The following is a 14,591-nucleotide window of genomic DNA, read 5'->3' as shown; positions in this document are numbered from 1 at the left end:
GATGACGTGGAAACGTACAAATGTCTTGAATAGGCCGATCAGATAAGGCCTTGAGGCCGCCGGCCATGCTGGGTGGTTAGCCGGCGAAAATCGCAATGTCGTCGGCAGACATCGTATGTGTTCGGCTACAATGAGCAAACCATTCCCGAACCACGGAGCACACCCCATGCAACTGACTGGACAGATGCTGATCGGCGCCGACGCGGTGGCCGGCTCGGCCGGTACCTTGCGCGCGTTCGACCCGACGAAAGGCGCGCCGATCGATGCGCCGGCCTTCGGCGTCGGGACGCAAGCCGACGTCGAGCGCGCGTGCGAGCTGGCGCGCGACGCATTCGACGCATACCGCGCACAGCCGCTCGCGGCCCGCGCCACGTTTCTCGAAACGATCGCCGATGAAATCGTCGCGCTCGGCGACGCGCTGATCGAACGCGCGCACGCCGAAACGGGCCTGCCCGTCGCGCGGCTGCAGGGCGAGCGCGGCCGCACGGTCGGCCAGCTGCGGCTGTTCGCGCGCGTCGTGCGCGACGGGCGCTTCCTCGCCGCGTCGATCGATCCCGCGCAGCCCGGGCGCACGCCGCTGCCGCGCTCGGACCTGCGGCTGCAGAAAATCGGGCTCGGGCCTGTCGTCGTGTTCGGCGCGAGCAACTTCCCGCTCGCGTTCTCGGTGGCCGGCGGCGACACCGCGTCGGCGCTGGCGGCCGGCTGCCCGGTGATCGTGAAGGCGCATGAAGCGCACCTCGGCACGTCCGAGCTGGTCGGTCGCGCGATCCGCGCGGCGGTGGCGAAATGCGGGATGCCGGCCGGCGTGTTCTCGCTGCTGATCGGCCCCGGCCGCGTGATCGGCGCGGCGCTCGTCAGCCATCCGGCGATCCAGGCCGTCGGCTTCACCGGGTCGCGGCAGGGCGGCATGGCGCTCGTGCAGCTCGCGAACGCGCGTCCGCAGCCGATTCCCGTCTATGCGGAAATGAGCAGCATCAACCCGGTCGTGCTGTTCCCGGCCGCGCTGGCCGCGCGCGGCGACGCGATCGCGACTGGCTTCGTCGATTCGCTGACGCTCGGCACCGGCCAGTTCTGCACGAACCCGGGCCTCGTGCTGGCCGTCGACGGTCCCGATCTCGACCGCTTCGAATCCGTCGCCGCGCAGGCGCTCGCGAAGAAACCGGCCGGCGTGATGCTGACGCGCGGCATCGCCGATGCGTACCGCAATGGCCGCCGCACGCTGGCCGAACTGCCGGGCGTGCGCGAAATCGGCGCGGGCGAAGCGGCGCAGACCGACTGCCAGGCGGGCGGCGCGCTGTACGAAGTCGCGGCGCAGGCGTTCCTGTCCGAGCCGGCGTTCAGCCATGAGGTGTTCGGACCGGCGTCGCTGATCGTGCGCTGCCGCGATCTCGACGAAGTCGCACGCGTGCTCGACGCGCTCGAGGGCCAGTTGACGGCCACGCTGCAAATCGACGCCGACGACAAGCCGCTCGCGCGCCGGCTGCTGCCGATCCTGGAACGCAAGGCCGGGCGCCTGCTGGTCAACGGTTACCCGACCGGCGTCGAGGTGTGCGATGCGATGGTGCACGGCGGCCCGTTCCCCGCGACGTCGAACCCGGCCGTCACGTCGGTCGGTGCGACCGCGATCGAGCGTTTCCTGCGGCCGGTGTGCTATCAGGACTTCCCGGACGATCTGCTGCCCGAAGGGCTGCAGGAAGGCAATCCGCTCGCGATTCCGCGGCTGCGGGACGGGAAGGCGGAGTAATGACGGGGCGGGACGGCGGAACGTATCGTTTCGGCGGCTGAAGGAGTCGCCGTCACGCCGTCCCCGCTACGCCTTTTTCGCGTAGGCGCTGCACCAGCCTTTTGCATTGACCTGCTTGCCGCTGAAAATGGCGCACGGTGCCATTGCGGCGCCGGGCTTGCCCTGGAAGAACTGGCAGTTCGCACAGGCCTGGCCCGCCTGAAATTGCGGGAACTTCGCATGGTCGACCCGGCTTGCATCCGTCTTGTAACCGAGGGCCTGGGCGTTTGCATCGGATTCCTGCACGACCCCGGTCTCTGCCGACGCCGCGCGGCGTCCCAAGGACAGCGCGGATACCAGAGCGGTGGTGGCCGTAATGAAACGTCGGCGTGAAAACTTCATGGCGTTCTCCTTCATGTTTGCGTGAATGGATTGCCCGACGTCATCCGGCCCGTCGTGATGCGACGCATGCGTCGCCGGATGAAGCGGGCGGCACAGGGGATCAGTGGAAGAAGAGCGTGCGCATGCCGAAAGTGTGATGCGCTTCGGCGGCCATCAGCACCATGAGCACCAGCAGGCACAGAGGCGGTATCAGGATCGCGTACACCAGCGCCAGCCGCTCCCACATCATGTGCATGAAAATCGACACGATCAGCCCGGCCTTGGCGATCATGAACACGACGATCAGCGTCCAGCGCAGCAGGCCGTGCACATGGAAGTAATCGACCAGGTACGACATCGTGCTCAACACGAACAGCAGGCCCCAGATCTTCAGATAGAGACCGATCGGATGCTGCTGGCCGTGCGCGGCGTCGGGTCGAGGGGCGGAGTCGGTGTGGTCCATGATCTGCCTCACCACAAATAGAACAGCGCAAAGATGAACACCCACACCAGGTCGACGAAGTGCCAGTACAAGCCGGCAATCTCGACGATCTGGAAGTTGCCGTGCTCGACGAACCCCGGCCGGAGGATCTTGCGCGCGATCAGCAGCAGGTAGATCACGCCGCAGGTCACGTGAAAGCCGTGGAAGCCGGTAATCATGAAGAAGCACGCGCCAAACTGCGCGGCGCCGAGCGGGTTGCCCCACGGGCGGATGCCTTCATGGGCGATCAGCTTGGTCCATTCGAAGGCCTGCATCGACACGAAGGTCGCGCCCAGCAGCGCGGTCGCCAGCAACAGGGCGGCGGCGCGCCTTGCGTCACGCCGGTAGCCGAAATTGACGGCCATCGCCATGGTGCCGCTGCTGGTGATCAGCGTGAACGTCATGATCGCGATCAGCAGCAGCGGCACTTCCACGCCGCCCACGGTGAGCCCGAACACCCGGGAAGGATCGGGCCACGGCACGGTGGTCGACATGCGCACCGTCATGTAGCCGATCAGGAAGCTGCTGAAGACGAAGGTGTCCGACAGCAGGAAGATCCACATCATCGCCTTGCCCCACGGCACCTTGAAGGCGGCGCGGTCGGCCGACCAGTCGGTGACGATGCCGTGCCAGCCGTCGGGCCCGGCATCGGTGGCTGCGGGCGCGGCGGACTCGGGGGGGAGCGTGGGCGAGGTCATGGCGCGGCTCCATACAACGGCCCGCAGATGGCGGCGACGATCCCGGGGGTGAGCCACGACATCGCCGCCAGCAGCACGAGCCAGACAGCCAGCAGGAAATGCCAGTACATCGCGCACAGCGTGATGGCCCGCTGGGCCCGGAACGGGTCAGCGCGCCGCAGATGCGCGATCGTCGACGCCCACGCCGCGAGCCCGCCCAGCACGTGCATGCCGTGCAGGCCGGTGAGCAGGTAGAGAAAGCTGTTGGAAGGATTGACGGCGACGGTCTGCCCGGCCGCCGCCAGCATGCGCCATGCGATCAGTTGCCCGATCACGAACACGGCCGCCAGCACGCCGCCGGCCGCCAGCCACGCCGCGCGGTGCAGGGTCATCTGCCGCGCACGCTGCATGGCGATGCTCGCCAGCACCAGCGCGCCGGTGTTCCACCACAACAGCGCCGGATGCGGGATCGGCTGCCAGTCGGGCTCGCGCATGCGCATGCCGTAGGCGAGCAGCAGCAATGAAAACAACGCCGTCGCCACCGCCATGAAGACGAACAGGCCGGTGCGGCTCGCACTCGGCACGACCGGGCGCGGGTCGGGAACGAAGGGGCGTGGCAGCGTGGTCATTCGCGCACCTCGCCGGGTTGCAGCGTCGGGCGGGCCGGTTCAGGCACTGTCTCGGGCGGCTGGTTTTGCGGGACGAAGTCTTCCTCGCGCCCCGGCGGGCTGTATTCGTATGCCCAGCGATAGACGACGGGCAGCTCGGCGCCCCAGTTGCCGTGCGCGGGCGGCGTTTGCGGCGTCTGCCATTCCAGCGTGGTGGCCCGCCACGGGTTGCCGTCGGCACGCTTGCCGCGCACGAGGCTCCACGCCAGGTTGTAGAGGAACAGCAACTGCGCGACCGCGACGATCAGCGCAACGACGGTGATGAACGCGTTGAGCGTTTGCGCCGAATGGGGAATGAAGCTGTAGCCCTCATACGCGTAATACCGCCGCGGCATGCCCATGAGGCCGAGATAGTGCATCGGGAAGTAGATCGCATAGGTGCCGAGGAAGGTGGCCCAGAAGTGCGCGCGCCCGAGCCTGTCGTCGAGCATGCGGCCCGTTACCTTCGGATACCAGTGGTAGATGCCGCCGAACACCACCAGGATCGGCGACACGGCCATCACCATATGGAAGTGCGCCACCACGAAGTACGTATTCGACAGCGGAATGTCCACGCTCACGTTGCCGAGGTAGAGGCCGGTCAGCCCGCCCAGCACGAAGGTGCTGATGAAGCCGATCGCGAACAGCATCGGCACGGTCAGGTGGATGTCGCCGCGCCACAGCGTCAGCACCCAGTTGTAGACCTTGACGGCGGTCGGGACGGCGATGACGAGCGTGGTGGTGGCGAAGAAGAAGCCGAAGTACGGATTCATGCCGGAGATGAACATGTGGTGCGCCCAGACCACGAAGCTCAGTGCGCCGATGATGACGATGGCCCACACCATCATCCTGTAGCCGAAGATGTTCTTGCGCGCATGCGTGCTGATGAGATCCGACACGATGCCGAAGGCCGGCAGCGCGACGATGTAGACCTCCGGATGCCCGAAGAACCAGAACAAGTGCTGGAACAGCAGCGGGCTGCCGCCGGCATGCTTGAGCGTCTGCCCCATCGACACCACGGCCGGCATGAAGAAGCTGGTGCCGAGCGTCCTGTCGAGCAGCATCATCACCGCCGACACGAACAGCGCCGGAAACGCCAGCAGCGCCAGGATGGTCGCGACGAAGATGCCCCACACCGTGAGCGGCATGCGCATGAGCGTCATGCCGCGCGTGCGCGCCTGCAGCGTGGTGGTGACGTAATTCAGGCCGCCCATCGTGGCCGCGACGATGAAGATCGCCAGCGACACCAGCATCAGCACGATGCCCCATTCCACGCCCGGCGTGCCCGGCAGGATGGCCTGCGGCGGATACAGCGTCCAGCCGGCGCCAGTCGGCCCGCCCGGCACGAAGAAGCTCGCCACCAGCACCAGCACGGCCAGCAGGTAGACCCAGAAGCTCAGCATGTTGAGAAACGGGAACACCATGTCGCGCGCGCCCAGCATCAGCGGGATCAGGTAGTTGCCGAAGCCGCCGAGAAACAGCGCCGTCAGCAGGTAGATCACCATGATCATCCCGTGCATGGTGACGAACTGGTAGTAATGGTTGGCGTCGATGAAACTGAACTTGCCGGGAAAGCCGAGCTGCAACCGCATCAGGTCCGACAATACGAGGCCGACCAGGCCGATGGCGATGGCCGTCAGCGAATACTGCACGGCGATGACCTTGTGGTCCTGGCTCCAGACATAGCGAGTCCAGAAGCTGTGCGGGGCGTGATCGGGGTGCGTGTAGGTCATGGCGTCTGCTCCGCTAGGGCTGCGAGTTGGCCGCGCTGCTGGCGGCCGGGCCGCGTTGCGATTCGATGTAGGTCACCAGCGCGGTCAGCTCCTGCTCGCTCAGGTCGAAATGCGGCATGATCGGTGCGTAGCCCTTCACGACGCGGGCCGTCGGGTTGCGGATGAACGCGCGCAGATAGGCTTCGTCCACTTTCGCGGTGCTGCCGTCGGCCATCGTTTCGGTCTTGCCGTACAGGCCCTTCCAGGTCGGGCCGACGCGTGGAGTGCCGTCCACGGTATGGCAGGCGAGACAACCCTTGGCCGCCGCGAGCGCCTTGCCCTGGTCAGCCAGCGCCTGCGCGCTGCCGCCTGCCGTGCCCGCCGCGGCCTGCACCCTGGCCTGCTGCTGCTGCGCGAACGTGCTTTGCTGCGCCAGCCAGCGCGAGAACGATGCTTCGTCTTCCACCACCACCACGCCGCGCATGCTGGCGTGCCCGATACCGCAAAGCTGCGCGCACAGGATGTCGTAACGCCCCGCCTTGGTCGGCGTGAACCAGAAGGTCGTCACCATGCCGGGCACCATGTTCATGCGTGCACGGAACGGCGGTACATAGAAGTCGTGCAGCACGTCGCGCGAGCGGGCCAGGACCTGGATCGGCCGGTTGAGCGGCAGGTGTACCTCGGGCGTCTCGATCAGGTAATTGTCACGGCCGTTGGGGTCGGCGGGGTTCAGGCCGAAGGGGTTGTCGGTGCTGATATAGCGCACGTCCGTCGTGCCCAGCTTGCCGCCGGGGCCGGCGAAGCGGAAGCGCCATTGCCATTGCTGGCCGACCACTTCCATCCGCAGCACGTCGCGCGGCGGCTGGATGTAGTCCGCATAGACGAAGAGGCCAGGTGCCAGCAACGCCGCCACGCCGACGGCGGTCAGGCCGATCAGCCACCATTCCAGCCGTCTGTTGTGGGGCTCGTAGGCCGCGCGATGCCCGCCGCGGTGGCGGTAGCGCACCAGTGCGAGCACGACGAACAGGTTGATCGCGATGAAGAAAGCGCCGGTAATGACGATCGTGATCGTCAGCATGTCGTCCATGCGCACCCAGTTCGACGCGATCGGCGTGATCCCCCAGGGGCTGGCAAAGTGGAACCCCACCGCCAAGATGACGATCAGGATCAGGGCAATCGCAAGCGTCATAAGCCGCCTCGCCGCATGTCACTCGCCGGGGCCGCCGACAAGCGCTCCTGGCGTCGTTGTGCCGCCGTGCCGTACTTCGTCTTGTTTTTTTGCCGGCACTCTCTGCCGGGACCGATTGGCCGAGCGTCGCGAGCGGCTCTTAAGCAAAGGTAGTTCTCTCATCTGCATCGTGCAAGGCAGTGAGGGGAAGCACGCCCCCCATGCGCATCGGCCGAACGGACGCGTCGCTTGCCGCGATGAAAATGCAAAACAGCCGCCTCCAGCATGATTGACGAGGCGGCCGTCTCGCGCGGCGGGAACAAGCCGTGTCAGTGCATCTCGCTCTGCTTGCGTCGTTCAAGCATGCCGTAGACGACGGCAGTGACCACACCGAACAGCAGGTTTGCCAACAACGGTCCGGAACCGCGCTCCGAGATGAACCATGGGAACACGGCAGTCATCACATGGAAGTTCCACACATACGCGACGATCCCGAAAGCCAGCCCGATGACGGCCTCCATGCCCACGCTCGAATCGAAGCGGAACGGGGCCATGATCGCGGCGAGAATCATCCCCATGATGGCGCCGAACACGTAGTGCAGTACCAGCGCCGTTCCCACGATGCCAAAGCTGAAAACCGACATGTGTTCGAGTGCACTGCGGCCCATCACCATTGCCGCGATCTTGTGGGTCGGCTGCCACGGGCTTTCGTCGATCACCATGGTCGACCAGAAGAATTCGAGCACGATCACCAGGGCGCCACCCGCGAGACCGGCCACCGCAGCAGCGAGCCAGTCGGGCGTGCGCCGCTGCCAATGGTGTGATTGAATGTGCAGTTCCATACGACCTCCTCTCCTGCGTGGACTGGTGCCGATTTCGCACTGGCCCGACGCAGCACGCTCGATGTAGAGACAGCCTCAGGTGCCGTGCATGCCGGTTTTAGAGTGTCAGGGGAAGGCCGGTGTCGTAGGATCGGCGCCTTCCAGATCCGCCTTCGGAAAATGTTCGGCGATCATCTGCTCGATTTCCTGCTCTCGTAATGCCGGCACGTCGGCCATGATCAGAATCTGGCCTTCCTGGATCGCTTCTCGAAATCGCTGGAGTCGCGCGTTCGGCTCGGCGATGCCGATCATCGCGGCCGTCCACGCCCCGAAGCCCGCTCCCGCCACCGTCAATGCGACGACGGCGCCGCCCGCGATCACGAGTTCCGCAGGGGGAAACACCAGCGCGACGAGGCCGATAAGCGCGCCCGTTGCGCCGCCGAGTGCCACGCCGCGCTCGAGCGCGTGCACGACATCGCTGCTTTGCAGCAGTGACGCTTCGGGCAACTGATCAAGTGTGACGCTGTGATTGGCGAGGACGTGGATATGGCGCCAGATGATGCGCGCGCGCAGCAAGTCGTCGACGATAGCTTTCGCCATCTGGGTATCGGGTACGAGGAAATAAAGGCGTCTCATGCCAGCCTCCTTTTTCCGCCAACTCGTTCTGACGGAAGTATTTTTTATTCTATGTCAGCAGCATCGGCCGCGCGGTACGTGCACGCGTAGGTGCTTTTACCGTCCCCGGGGGCAGTCGCCTCGCATCGAGCGCGCGGAACGGGGTCCCCATGCCGGGTTCAGTGCCGTCGAGCCCGCGAGTCGCCGCGCACTTGCGCGCGCAACCAGCGCACGCCGCCCCGCTCCGACCCGCGCCGATGCTTGCGGCGCGCATCGTCGCCGTTGCCTTCCCGGCGCGCCGAATTTCTCCTACAGTAGCGAAGCCTCGGGCCGTGCGGCCCGCAGGCGAGCCTGAGAGATCACAAGACCAACAAGGAACCATCCGATGAATATCAGCAAGCGTGGCGACCACCTGTTCGCGGCAGGGTTGTGGAAAACGATCGGCGACGTCGCGAAATCGGTCCGTACCCAGATCGGCGAATACAGCGAAGGGCGCGTGCTGGCCGACGCGCTGTTTGCGCTGCAGCGCGAGCTGGGCGGCAGCGAATTCGACGTGACGATCAATCAGGGGCGGCCCGTCGCGGGCTCCGATCCGCATTCGTTGATTTTCGGCAGGGCCGTCGAGCGCTTCAAGTACGACATGGAGGCGGTGGTGTTCGCGCTGAAGCATCGCCGCGGCATCGACGGGCCGAACGGTGCGCAGCGCGCCGAAGCGCTCGCGCAGGCCAACACGCATCTCGCGACCGCGAAGCAGTACGCGATATTCACGGTCGGGCGCTTCTTCGATGCGGTCGTCGATCGCGACGTGCTGGAGCAGATCGTGGGCGCCGAGTCGCCGGCGCGCGGCCGGCCGCTCGCGGCGCGCAAGGGGATCGACGAGACGCAGCGCACGCTCACGGGCGTGCGCCAGCGGATCATCGGCGCGCTCGCGCAGATGTAATGGAATGGCCGCGCCGGCTCGTCGAGCCGCGCGGCCATCGCGTGATACGGATACGAAGCAGGGCGCGGCCGCGGCGCCGCTGCAGGCCGCGCGCGCCGCCGGCGAAGCCGGCTTACTGCGGGCCCATCTTCTTGATCAGCACGTCGAGCTCGGCCAATTCGGCGTCGGTGAGGTCGATCAGCGGTGCGCGCACCGGGCCCGCGTCGTGGCCGACGAGCTTCGCGCCCGCCTTCACGATGCTGACCGCGTAGCCGGCGCGGCGGTTGCGGATCTGCAGGTACGGCAGGAAGAACTCGTCGATCAGGCGGCCGACCGTGGCGTGGTCGTCCTTCGCGATCGCTTCGTAGAATGCCATCGCCGTCTTCGGGATGAAGTTGAACACGGCCGACGAGTACACCGGCACGCCGAGCGCCTTGTATGCGGCTGCGTAGACTTCGGCCGTCGGCAGGCCGCCGAGGTACGCGAAGCGGTCGCCGAGGCGGCGGCGGATCGTGACCATGCTCTCGATTTCGCCGACACCGTCCTTGAAGCCGATCAGGTTCGGGCAACGATCGGCGAGGCGCTCGAGCATGTCGGCGTTCAGCTTCGAATTCGCGCGGTTGTACACCACGACGCCGATCTTCAGCGCGCGGCACACCTGCTCGACGTGCTCGGCGATCCCTTCCTGGCTGGCTTCGGTCAGGTAGTGCGGCATCAGCAGCACACCGCTCGCGCCGAGGCGCTCGGCTTCCTGGGCATATTCGATCGCGACGCGCGTCGCGCCGCCGGCGCCGGCCAGGATCGGCACCTTGCCCTTGCAGGTTTCCGTCGCGACGCGGATCACGTCCGAATACTCGCGCTGCGTGAGCGAGAAGAACTCACCGGTGCCGCCGGCGGCGAACAGTGCGGTCGCGCCATACGGCGCAAGCCATTCGAGGCGCTCCGCATAGGTGGCCGGACGGAAGTTGCCGGCAGCGTCGAAGTCCGTCAGCGGAAACGACAGCAGGCCGTGGGAGATGATCTGTTTGAGTTCTTGCGGTGAAGTCATGGTTGAGTCGTCCGTCTAGCGCGAGTGCTGGGTTCGTCGGGTACGGCATCCGAGCCATATTGGCGATGTCGTTGTATGTCATCGTACAACGCAAGAATGAGCGGCGCAAGCGGTTTGCTGGCGGGACAAGGGTAGAGTCTTTCCGGATAAGGGTTTACTCAGCATCACGGGTTGGTGTTGAGTGTCGTATGATGACTAACGATTTGGCCGGTAGCCTCCAGGAATTCCGATGACTGCTTCCCCTCTCTATATCCGCGTGCATCCCGACGACAACGTCGCGATCGTCGTCAACGACGGCGGCCTGCCCGAGGGTGCGACCTTCGCCGACGGCCTGACGTTGCGCGAAGGCGTCCCGCAAGGTCACAAGGTCGCGTTGGTCGACCTCGCGGCCGGCGACCCGATCGTCCGCTACAACGTCGTGATCGGCTATGCGCTCACCGAGCTGCGCCGTGGCAGCTGGGTCAACGAGCGCACGATGCGCATGCCCGCGCCGCCCGGCCTCGACGACCTGCCGCTCGCCACGCGGGCCGCGCCCGCGCTGGCGCCGCTCGAAGGCTATACGTTCGAGGGCTTCCGCAATGCGGACGGCTCGGTCGGCACGCGCAACATCCTCGCGATCACGACCACCGTGCAGTGCGTGTCGGGCGTCGTCGAGCATGCGGTGAAGCGGATCAAGGAAGAACTGCTGCCGCGTTACCCGAACGTCGACGACGTCGTCGGGCTCGAGCACACGTACGGCTGCGGCGTCGCGATCGACGCGCCCGATGCGGACATCCCGATTCGCACGCTGCGCAACATCAGCCTGAACCCGAACTTCGGCGGCGAAGTGATGACGGTGAGCCTCGGCTGCGAAAAGCTGCAGCCCGAGCGCCTGCTGCCGCCCGGATCGATTCCGGTCACGGCCGACGGCGCGACGGACAACGGCGGCGTCGTGTGCCTGCAGGATGCCGCGCACGTCGGCTTCAACTCGATGATCGACTCGATCATGAAGATGGCCGAATCGCATCTCGAACGGCTGAACCGCCGCCGTCGCGAGACCTGCCCGGCGTCGGATCTCGTCGTCGGCGTGCAGTGCGGCGGCAGCGACGCGTTTTCAGGCTTGACCGCGAACCCGGCGGTCGGCTTCGCGGCCGACCTGCTGGTGCGCGCGGGCGCGACGATCATGTTCTCGGAAGTGACCGAAGTGCGCGACGGCGTCGCGCAGCTCACGTCGCGCGCGGCGAACGAGGACGTCGCCCGCGAGATCATCCGCGAGATGGACTGGTACGACCGCTACCTGCAGCGCGGCCGCGTCGACCGCAGCGCGAACACGACGCCCGGCAACAAGAAGGGCGGCCTGTCGAACATCGTCGAGAAGGCGATGGGCTCGATCGTGAAGTCGGGCAGCGCGCCGATCGCCGGCGTCGTGCGTCCCGGCGACCGCGCGCGGCAGAAGGGGCTGCTGTACGCGGCGACGCCCGCGAGCGACTTCATCTGCGGCACGCTGCAGCTCGCCGCGGGGATGAACCTGCACATTTTCACGACAGGCCGCGGCACGCCGTACGGCCTCGCGCAGGTGCCGGTGATCAAGGTCGCGACGCGCAGCGATCTCGCGCGCCGCTGGCACGACCTGATGGATCTCGACGCGGGGCAGATCGCGACCGGCGCGGCGTCGATCGAGGACGTCGGCTGGGAGCTGTTCCGGCTGATGCTCGACGTCGCGAGCGGCAAGCGCCGCACGTGGGCCGAGCAATGGAAGCTCGCGAATGCGCTGACGCTGTTCAACCCGGCGCCGGTGACCTGATACGCAGGTTGCGACGGCAGACGATGCGGGCGCCTTCGGGCGCCCGTTTTCGTTGAAGCGGCTGGCGGTGGGCAGCGGGTAGCGGACAGCGGACAGCGGGCTGCGAGCTGCGGATGGCGAACGGCGAGCGGCGAGCGGCGAGCGGCGAGCGGCGAGCGGCGAGCGGCGAGCGGCGAGCGGCGAGCGGGACGCGGTAGGCGGTAGGCAGTGGGCAGTGGGCAGTGGACGGTCGGCGCCCAGCGGCGGACGGCGGCGAGCGGCTGGTGGGCGCAGCGGGCTACCGCTACGCATCCCCGTTCGGCAGACCGAACAACGCATGCGCGTACTCGACGCGGCCAAAATGATGCTTCCACAGCCGCACGCCGAGTTCGCCGCTGCGATCGAGCGACGAGCCGATCGTGAGATCCGCGAGCAGCGTGGGATGCAGCCCCGCGTCGAACAGCGCGAAGCCGGCCGCGAGCACGCATGTGTCGGTCTGGATGCCGCAGACGAGCACGCGTTCCGGCGCCAGCACACGCAGGTGCTCGACGACCTCCACGGGCGGCCCGTAGCCGTGCTTGACGAAGATGCGATCGGCGGCGATCAGGCTGTCGTCGTCGCGGGACGGGCGCCAGCCGAGCTGGCGCTCGAACGGCACGCGCGATTCGTCGTGACGCTCGACCGTCGCGACGGTCGGCAGGCGCCCGACGAGCGCCCGCACGCGGGCGACCAGCCACTCGGGCGGCGCGAAAGTCGGCTGGATATCGACGATCAGGAGGGCTTGCTGCATGACGGGTGGCGTCCGGAGGATCGGGCGGGTCGATTCTAGCGCGCGTGCCGGCGGCGCGATTTGCTTACCTCTTGCGTAATCGACCGCCGGCGCGAGGCCGGCGACGATGGTGTCACGCGAACACGAAGCCTTCGCGACGCTGTCCTCCCCTCATCCCCATCAGGAGCCTCGCATGAACACCGCACACACCGCCCAGTCCGCCCAGTCCGCCCACGCCGACCTGATCGACCGCTATTTCGATGCATGGAACGAACCCGATGTCGGACGCCGGCGCGCGCTGATCGAAGCAACCTACGCGAGCGACGCGGCCTATCGCGACCCGCTGATGGCGGGCGACGGCCACGCGGGCATCGACACGATGATCGCCGCGGTGCGGGAACGCTTCCCCGCGTATCGCTTTCGCCGCACCACCGACGTAGACGGCTTCGGCCAGCACCTGCGCTTCTCGTGGGCGCTCGTGTCGCCCGACGGCGCGGCGATCGTGAAGGGTTCGGATTTCGGCACCGTCGACGCGTCGGGCCGCCTGAAGTCGGTCACGGGCTTCATCGACGAAATGCCGGCCGCGGCGTCGTGACGCGAGCCGCGCATACCCGGCGGCACCGGGATCGGGTAACGTTATGCGGTTCGTTCCTGATCCCGGAGACTTGCTCATATGCTGAAGAACCTCGATCCGCTGCTGCACGCCGACATCCTGCACGCGCTGCGCGCGATGGGCCACGGAGATGAAGTGGCGATCTGCGATGCGAATTTCCCGGCGGAATCCGTCGCGGAGCACACGGTCGTCGGCCGCGCGCTGCGCATCGACGGCGCCGACTCGGCGCGCGTCGCGCGCGCGGTACTGTCCGTGCTGCCGCTCGACACGTTCGTCGATACGCCCGCGTGGCGGATGGAGGTCGTCGGCGATCCGGCCGCGGTGCCGCCCGTGCAGCACGAGGTGCAGGCGGAGATCGACCGCGCGGAAGGGCGCGCGGTGCCGCTCACGGGCATCGACCGTTTCGCGTTCTACGAGCGCGCGCAGCAGGCATATGCGGTGATCGTCACCGGCGAATTGCGCGGCTACGGGTGCTTCATCTTCAAGAAAGGCGTGCTGTTGAGCGACGCGAGATAGGGCCGGTTCCCGTTATTTTTTCGCCTCGCCAGAACGCCGTTTTTCGCGGTGCCGTCATGCCGGTGCTGCCGCCGCAGTGTAAAGATTTGCTACAACCTTTTTCTTGGACACCGCGGAAAGACCCTCTATGCTGGCCCATTTGCCGCGGGCGCCGCAGGGTTGCGCGGCCCCCAACCGCACGGGCGCGCCCCATGCGGACGGCCGATTTGCATACGAGGAGAGAGGCATGACGCGTTCCGTCGATTCCGGCGTCATTTTTTTCGCGCGCCTGGCGCTGGCGGCGTTGTTTCTGTGGGGCGGCGTGATGAAGCTGCTCGGCTACAGCGATTTCATCGGCTATCTGCACGGGATGAACGTCCCGTATCCGCAGGTGACGGGGCCGATCGTCGTCACGATCGAAGCGCTCGGCGCGCTTCTGCTGATCGTCGGCTACAAGGTGAAGCCGCTCGCATTGCTGATGGCCGTCTATACGGTCGCGACCGCGATGGTCGGCCACAACTTCTGGGACGCGACCGACGCCGCGGTCCAGCACGACATGGTGATCCACTTCTGGAAGAACATCGCGATCGCCGGCGGTTTCCTGCTGCTGTTCGTGACGGGCGCGGGCGGTGCGAGCATCGATGCGCTGCGCCGGCCGAGTTCGTCGTACGGCGTGCTGCGCTGAGTCGAACGGTTGAGTCGAACGACGCGTGAGCTGAACGAAGCCTGAGCCGAACGAAACGCGACATCCGCACGGCGC

General features: G+C 66.8%; 16 protein-coding genes. 6 read left to right on the top strand and 10 right to left on the bottom strand.

Annotation, left to right across the window (positions count from 1 at the left end):
- Positions 1-166: 166 nt before the first annotated feature.
- Positions 167-1,744 carry an aldehyde dehydrogenase (NADP(+)) gene (locus C7H84_RS25570; protein WP_121861387.1) on the top strand — a complete coding sequence of 526 codons (1,578 nt, stop codon included), beginning with the start codon at positions 167-169 and terminating at the stop codon, positions 1,742-1,744.
- Positions 1,745-1,810: 66 nt separating this feature from the next.
- Here the strand turns inward: C7H84_RS25570 and C7H84_RS25565 are convergent, their stop codons facing one another.
- The 8 genes from C7H84_RS25565 to C7H84_RS25530 form a co-directional block, all read right to left on the bottom strand.
- Positions 1,811-2,125, bottom strand: coding sequence for a high-potential iron-sulfur protein (locus C7H84_RS25565; RefSeq protein WP_121861386.1), 315 nt, complete (start codon positions 2,123-2,125; stop codon positions 1,811-1,813).
- Between the two features lie 100 nt (positions 2,126-2,225).
- Entirely contained in the window at positions 2,226-2,567 is a 342-nt protein-coding gene (locus C7H84_RS25560) for a cytochrome C oxidase subunit IV family protein (RefSeq protein WP_121861385.1), read from the bottom strand.
- Between the two features lie 8 nt (positions 2,568-2,575).
- Entirely contained in the window at positions 2,576-3,283 is a 708-nt protein-coding gene (locus C7H84_RS25555) for a heme-copper oxidase subunit III family protein (RefSeq protein WP_121861384.1), read from the bottom strand.
- Positions 3,280-3,891: a cytochrome c oxidase subunit 3 gene (locus tag C7H84_RS25550; RefSeq protein WP_121861383.1), complete on the bottom strand. Its 612-nt coding sequence runs from the start codon at positions 3,889-3,891 to the stop codon at positions 3,280-3,282. Before C7H84_RS25550 ends, C7H84_RS25555 begins: the two co-directional genes overlap by 4 nt.
- Complete coding sequence (ctaD, locus tag C7H84_RS25545) at positions 3,888-5,642, bottom strand: cytochrome c oxidase subunit I (protein ID WP_121861382.1); 1,755 nt, start codon at positions 5,640-5,642, stop codon at positions 3,888-3,890. Before ctaD ends, C7H84_RS25550 begins: the two co-directional genes overlap by 4 nt.
- A 13-nt stretch (positions 5,643-5,655) precedes the next feature.
- The gene (locus C7H84_RS25540) at positions 5,656-6,810 is read right to left on the bottom strand and encodes a c-type cytochrome (RefSeq protein WP_121861381.1); all 1,155 of its coding nucleotides are present in this window, start codon (positions 6,808-6,810) and stop codon (positions 5,656-5,658) included.
- Between the two features lie 308 nt (positions 6,811-7,118).
- Positions 7,119-7,631, bottom strand: coding sequence for a hypothetical protein (locus C7H84_RS25535; protein ID WP_121861380.1), 513 nt, complete (start codon positions 7,629-7,631; stop codon positions 7,119-7,121).
- Positions 7,632-7,736: 105 nt separating this feature from the next.
- Positions 7,737-8,246, bottom strand: a complete 510-nt coding sequence (locus C7H84_RS25530; RefSeq protein ID WP_121861379.1) for a DUF1269 domain-containing protein — start codon at positions 8,244-8,246, stop codon at positions 7,737-7,739.
- Between the two features lie 364 nt (positions 8,247-8,610).
- On the opposite strand from C7H84_RS25530, the gene C7H84_RS25525 reads away from it, so the two are divergent.
- Positions 8,611-9,165, top strand: coding sequence for a hypothetical protein (locus C7H84_RS25525; protein ID WP_121861378.1), 555 nt, complete (start codon positions 8,611-8,613; stop codon positions 9,163-9,165).
- Positions 9,166-9,277: 112 nt separating this feature from the next.
- Here C7H84_RS25525 and kdgD read toward each other — a convergent pair whose 3' ends face one another.
- A complete protein-coding gene (gene kdgD, locus C7H84_RS25520; RefSeq protein ID WP_121861377.1) occupies positions 9,278-10,192 on the bottom strand; it encodes a 5-dehydro-4-deoxyglucarate dehydratase in 915 nt (304 codons plus the stop codon).
- Positions 10,193-10,421: 229 nt separating this feature from the next.
- Here kdgD and garD point away from each other — a divergent pair, with 229 nt between their 5' ends.
- Entirely contained in the window at positions 10,422-11,975 is a 1,554-nt protein-coding gene (gene garD / locus C7H84_RS25515) for a galactarate dehydratase (RefSeq protein WP_121861376.1), read from the top strand.
- A 283-nt stretch (positions 11,976-12,258) separates the two neighbouring features.
- On the opposite strand, the gene C7H84_RS25505 is transcribed toward garD, so the two are convergent.
- Positions 12,259-12,744 carry a cysteine hydrolase family protein gene (locus C7H84_RS25505; RefSeq protein ID WP_121861375.1) on the bottom strand — a complete coding sequence of 162 codons (486 nt, stop codon included), beginning with the start codon at positions 12,742-12,744 and terminating at the stop codon, positions 12,259-12,261.
- 172 nt (positions 12,745-12,916) lie between these two features.
- Between C7H84_RS25505 and C7H84_RS25500 the strand changes: the two genes are divergently transcribed.
- From C7H84_RS25500 to C7H84_RS25490, 3 genes are all read left to right on the top strand, one after another.
- Complete coding sequence (locus C7H84_RS25500; RefSeq protein ID WP_121861374.1) at positions 12,917-13,318, top strand: nuclear transport factor 2 family protein; 402 nt, start codon at positions 12,917-12,919, stop codon at positions 13,316-13,318.
- 78 nt (positions 13,319-13,396) lie between these two features.
- Entirely contained in the window at positions 13,397-13,852 is a 456-nt protein-coding gene (locus tag C7H84_RS25495; protein ID WP_121861373.1) for an RbsD/FucU family protein, read from the top strand.
- 226 nt (positions 13,853-14,078) lie between these two features.
- Positions 14,079-14,516, top strand: coding sequence for a DoxX family protein (locus tag C7H84_RS25490; protein ID WP_121861372.1), 438 nt, complete (start codon positions 14,079-14,081; stop codon positions 14,514-14,516).
- The last annotated feature ends 75 nt before the right edge of the window (positions 14,517-14,591 follow it).

This window comes from Burkholderia sp. Nafp2/4-1b (assembly GCF_003635165.1).
Classification (GTDB): Bacteria; Pseudomonadota; Gammaproteobacteria; order Burkholderiales; family Burkholderiaceae; genus Burkholderia.
This window is presented reverse-complemented; position numbering and strand designations above follow the sequence as displayed.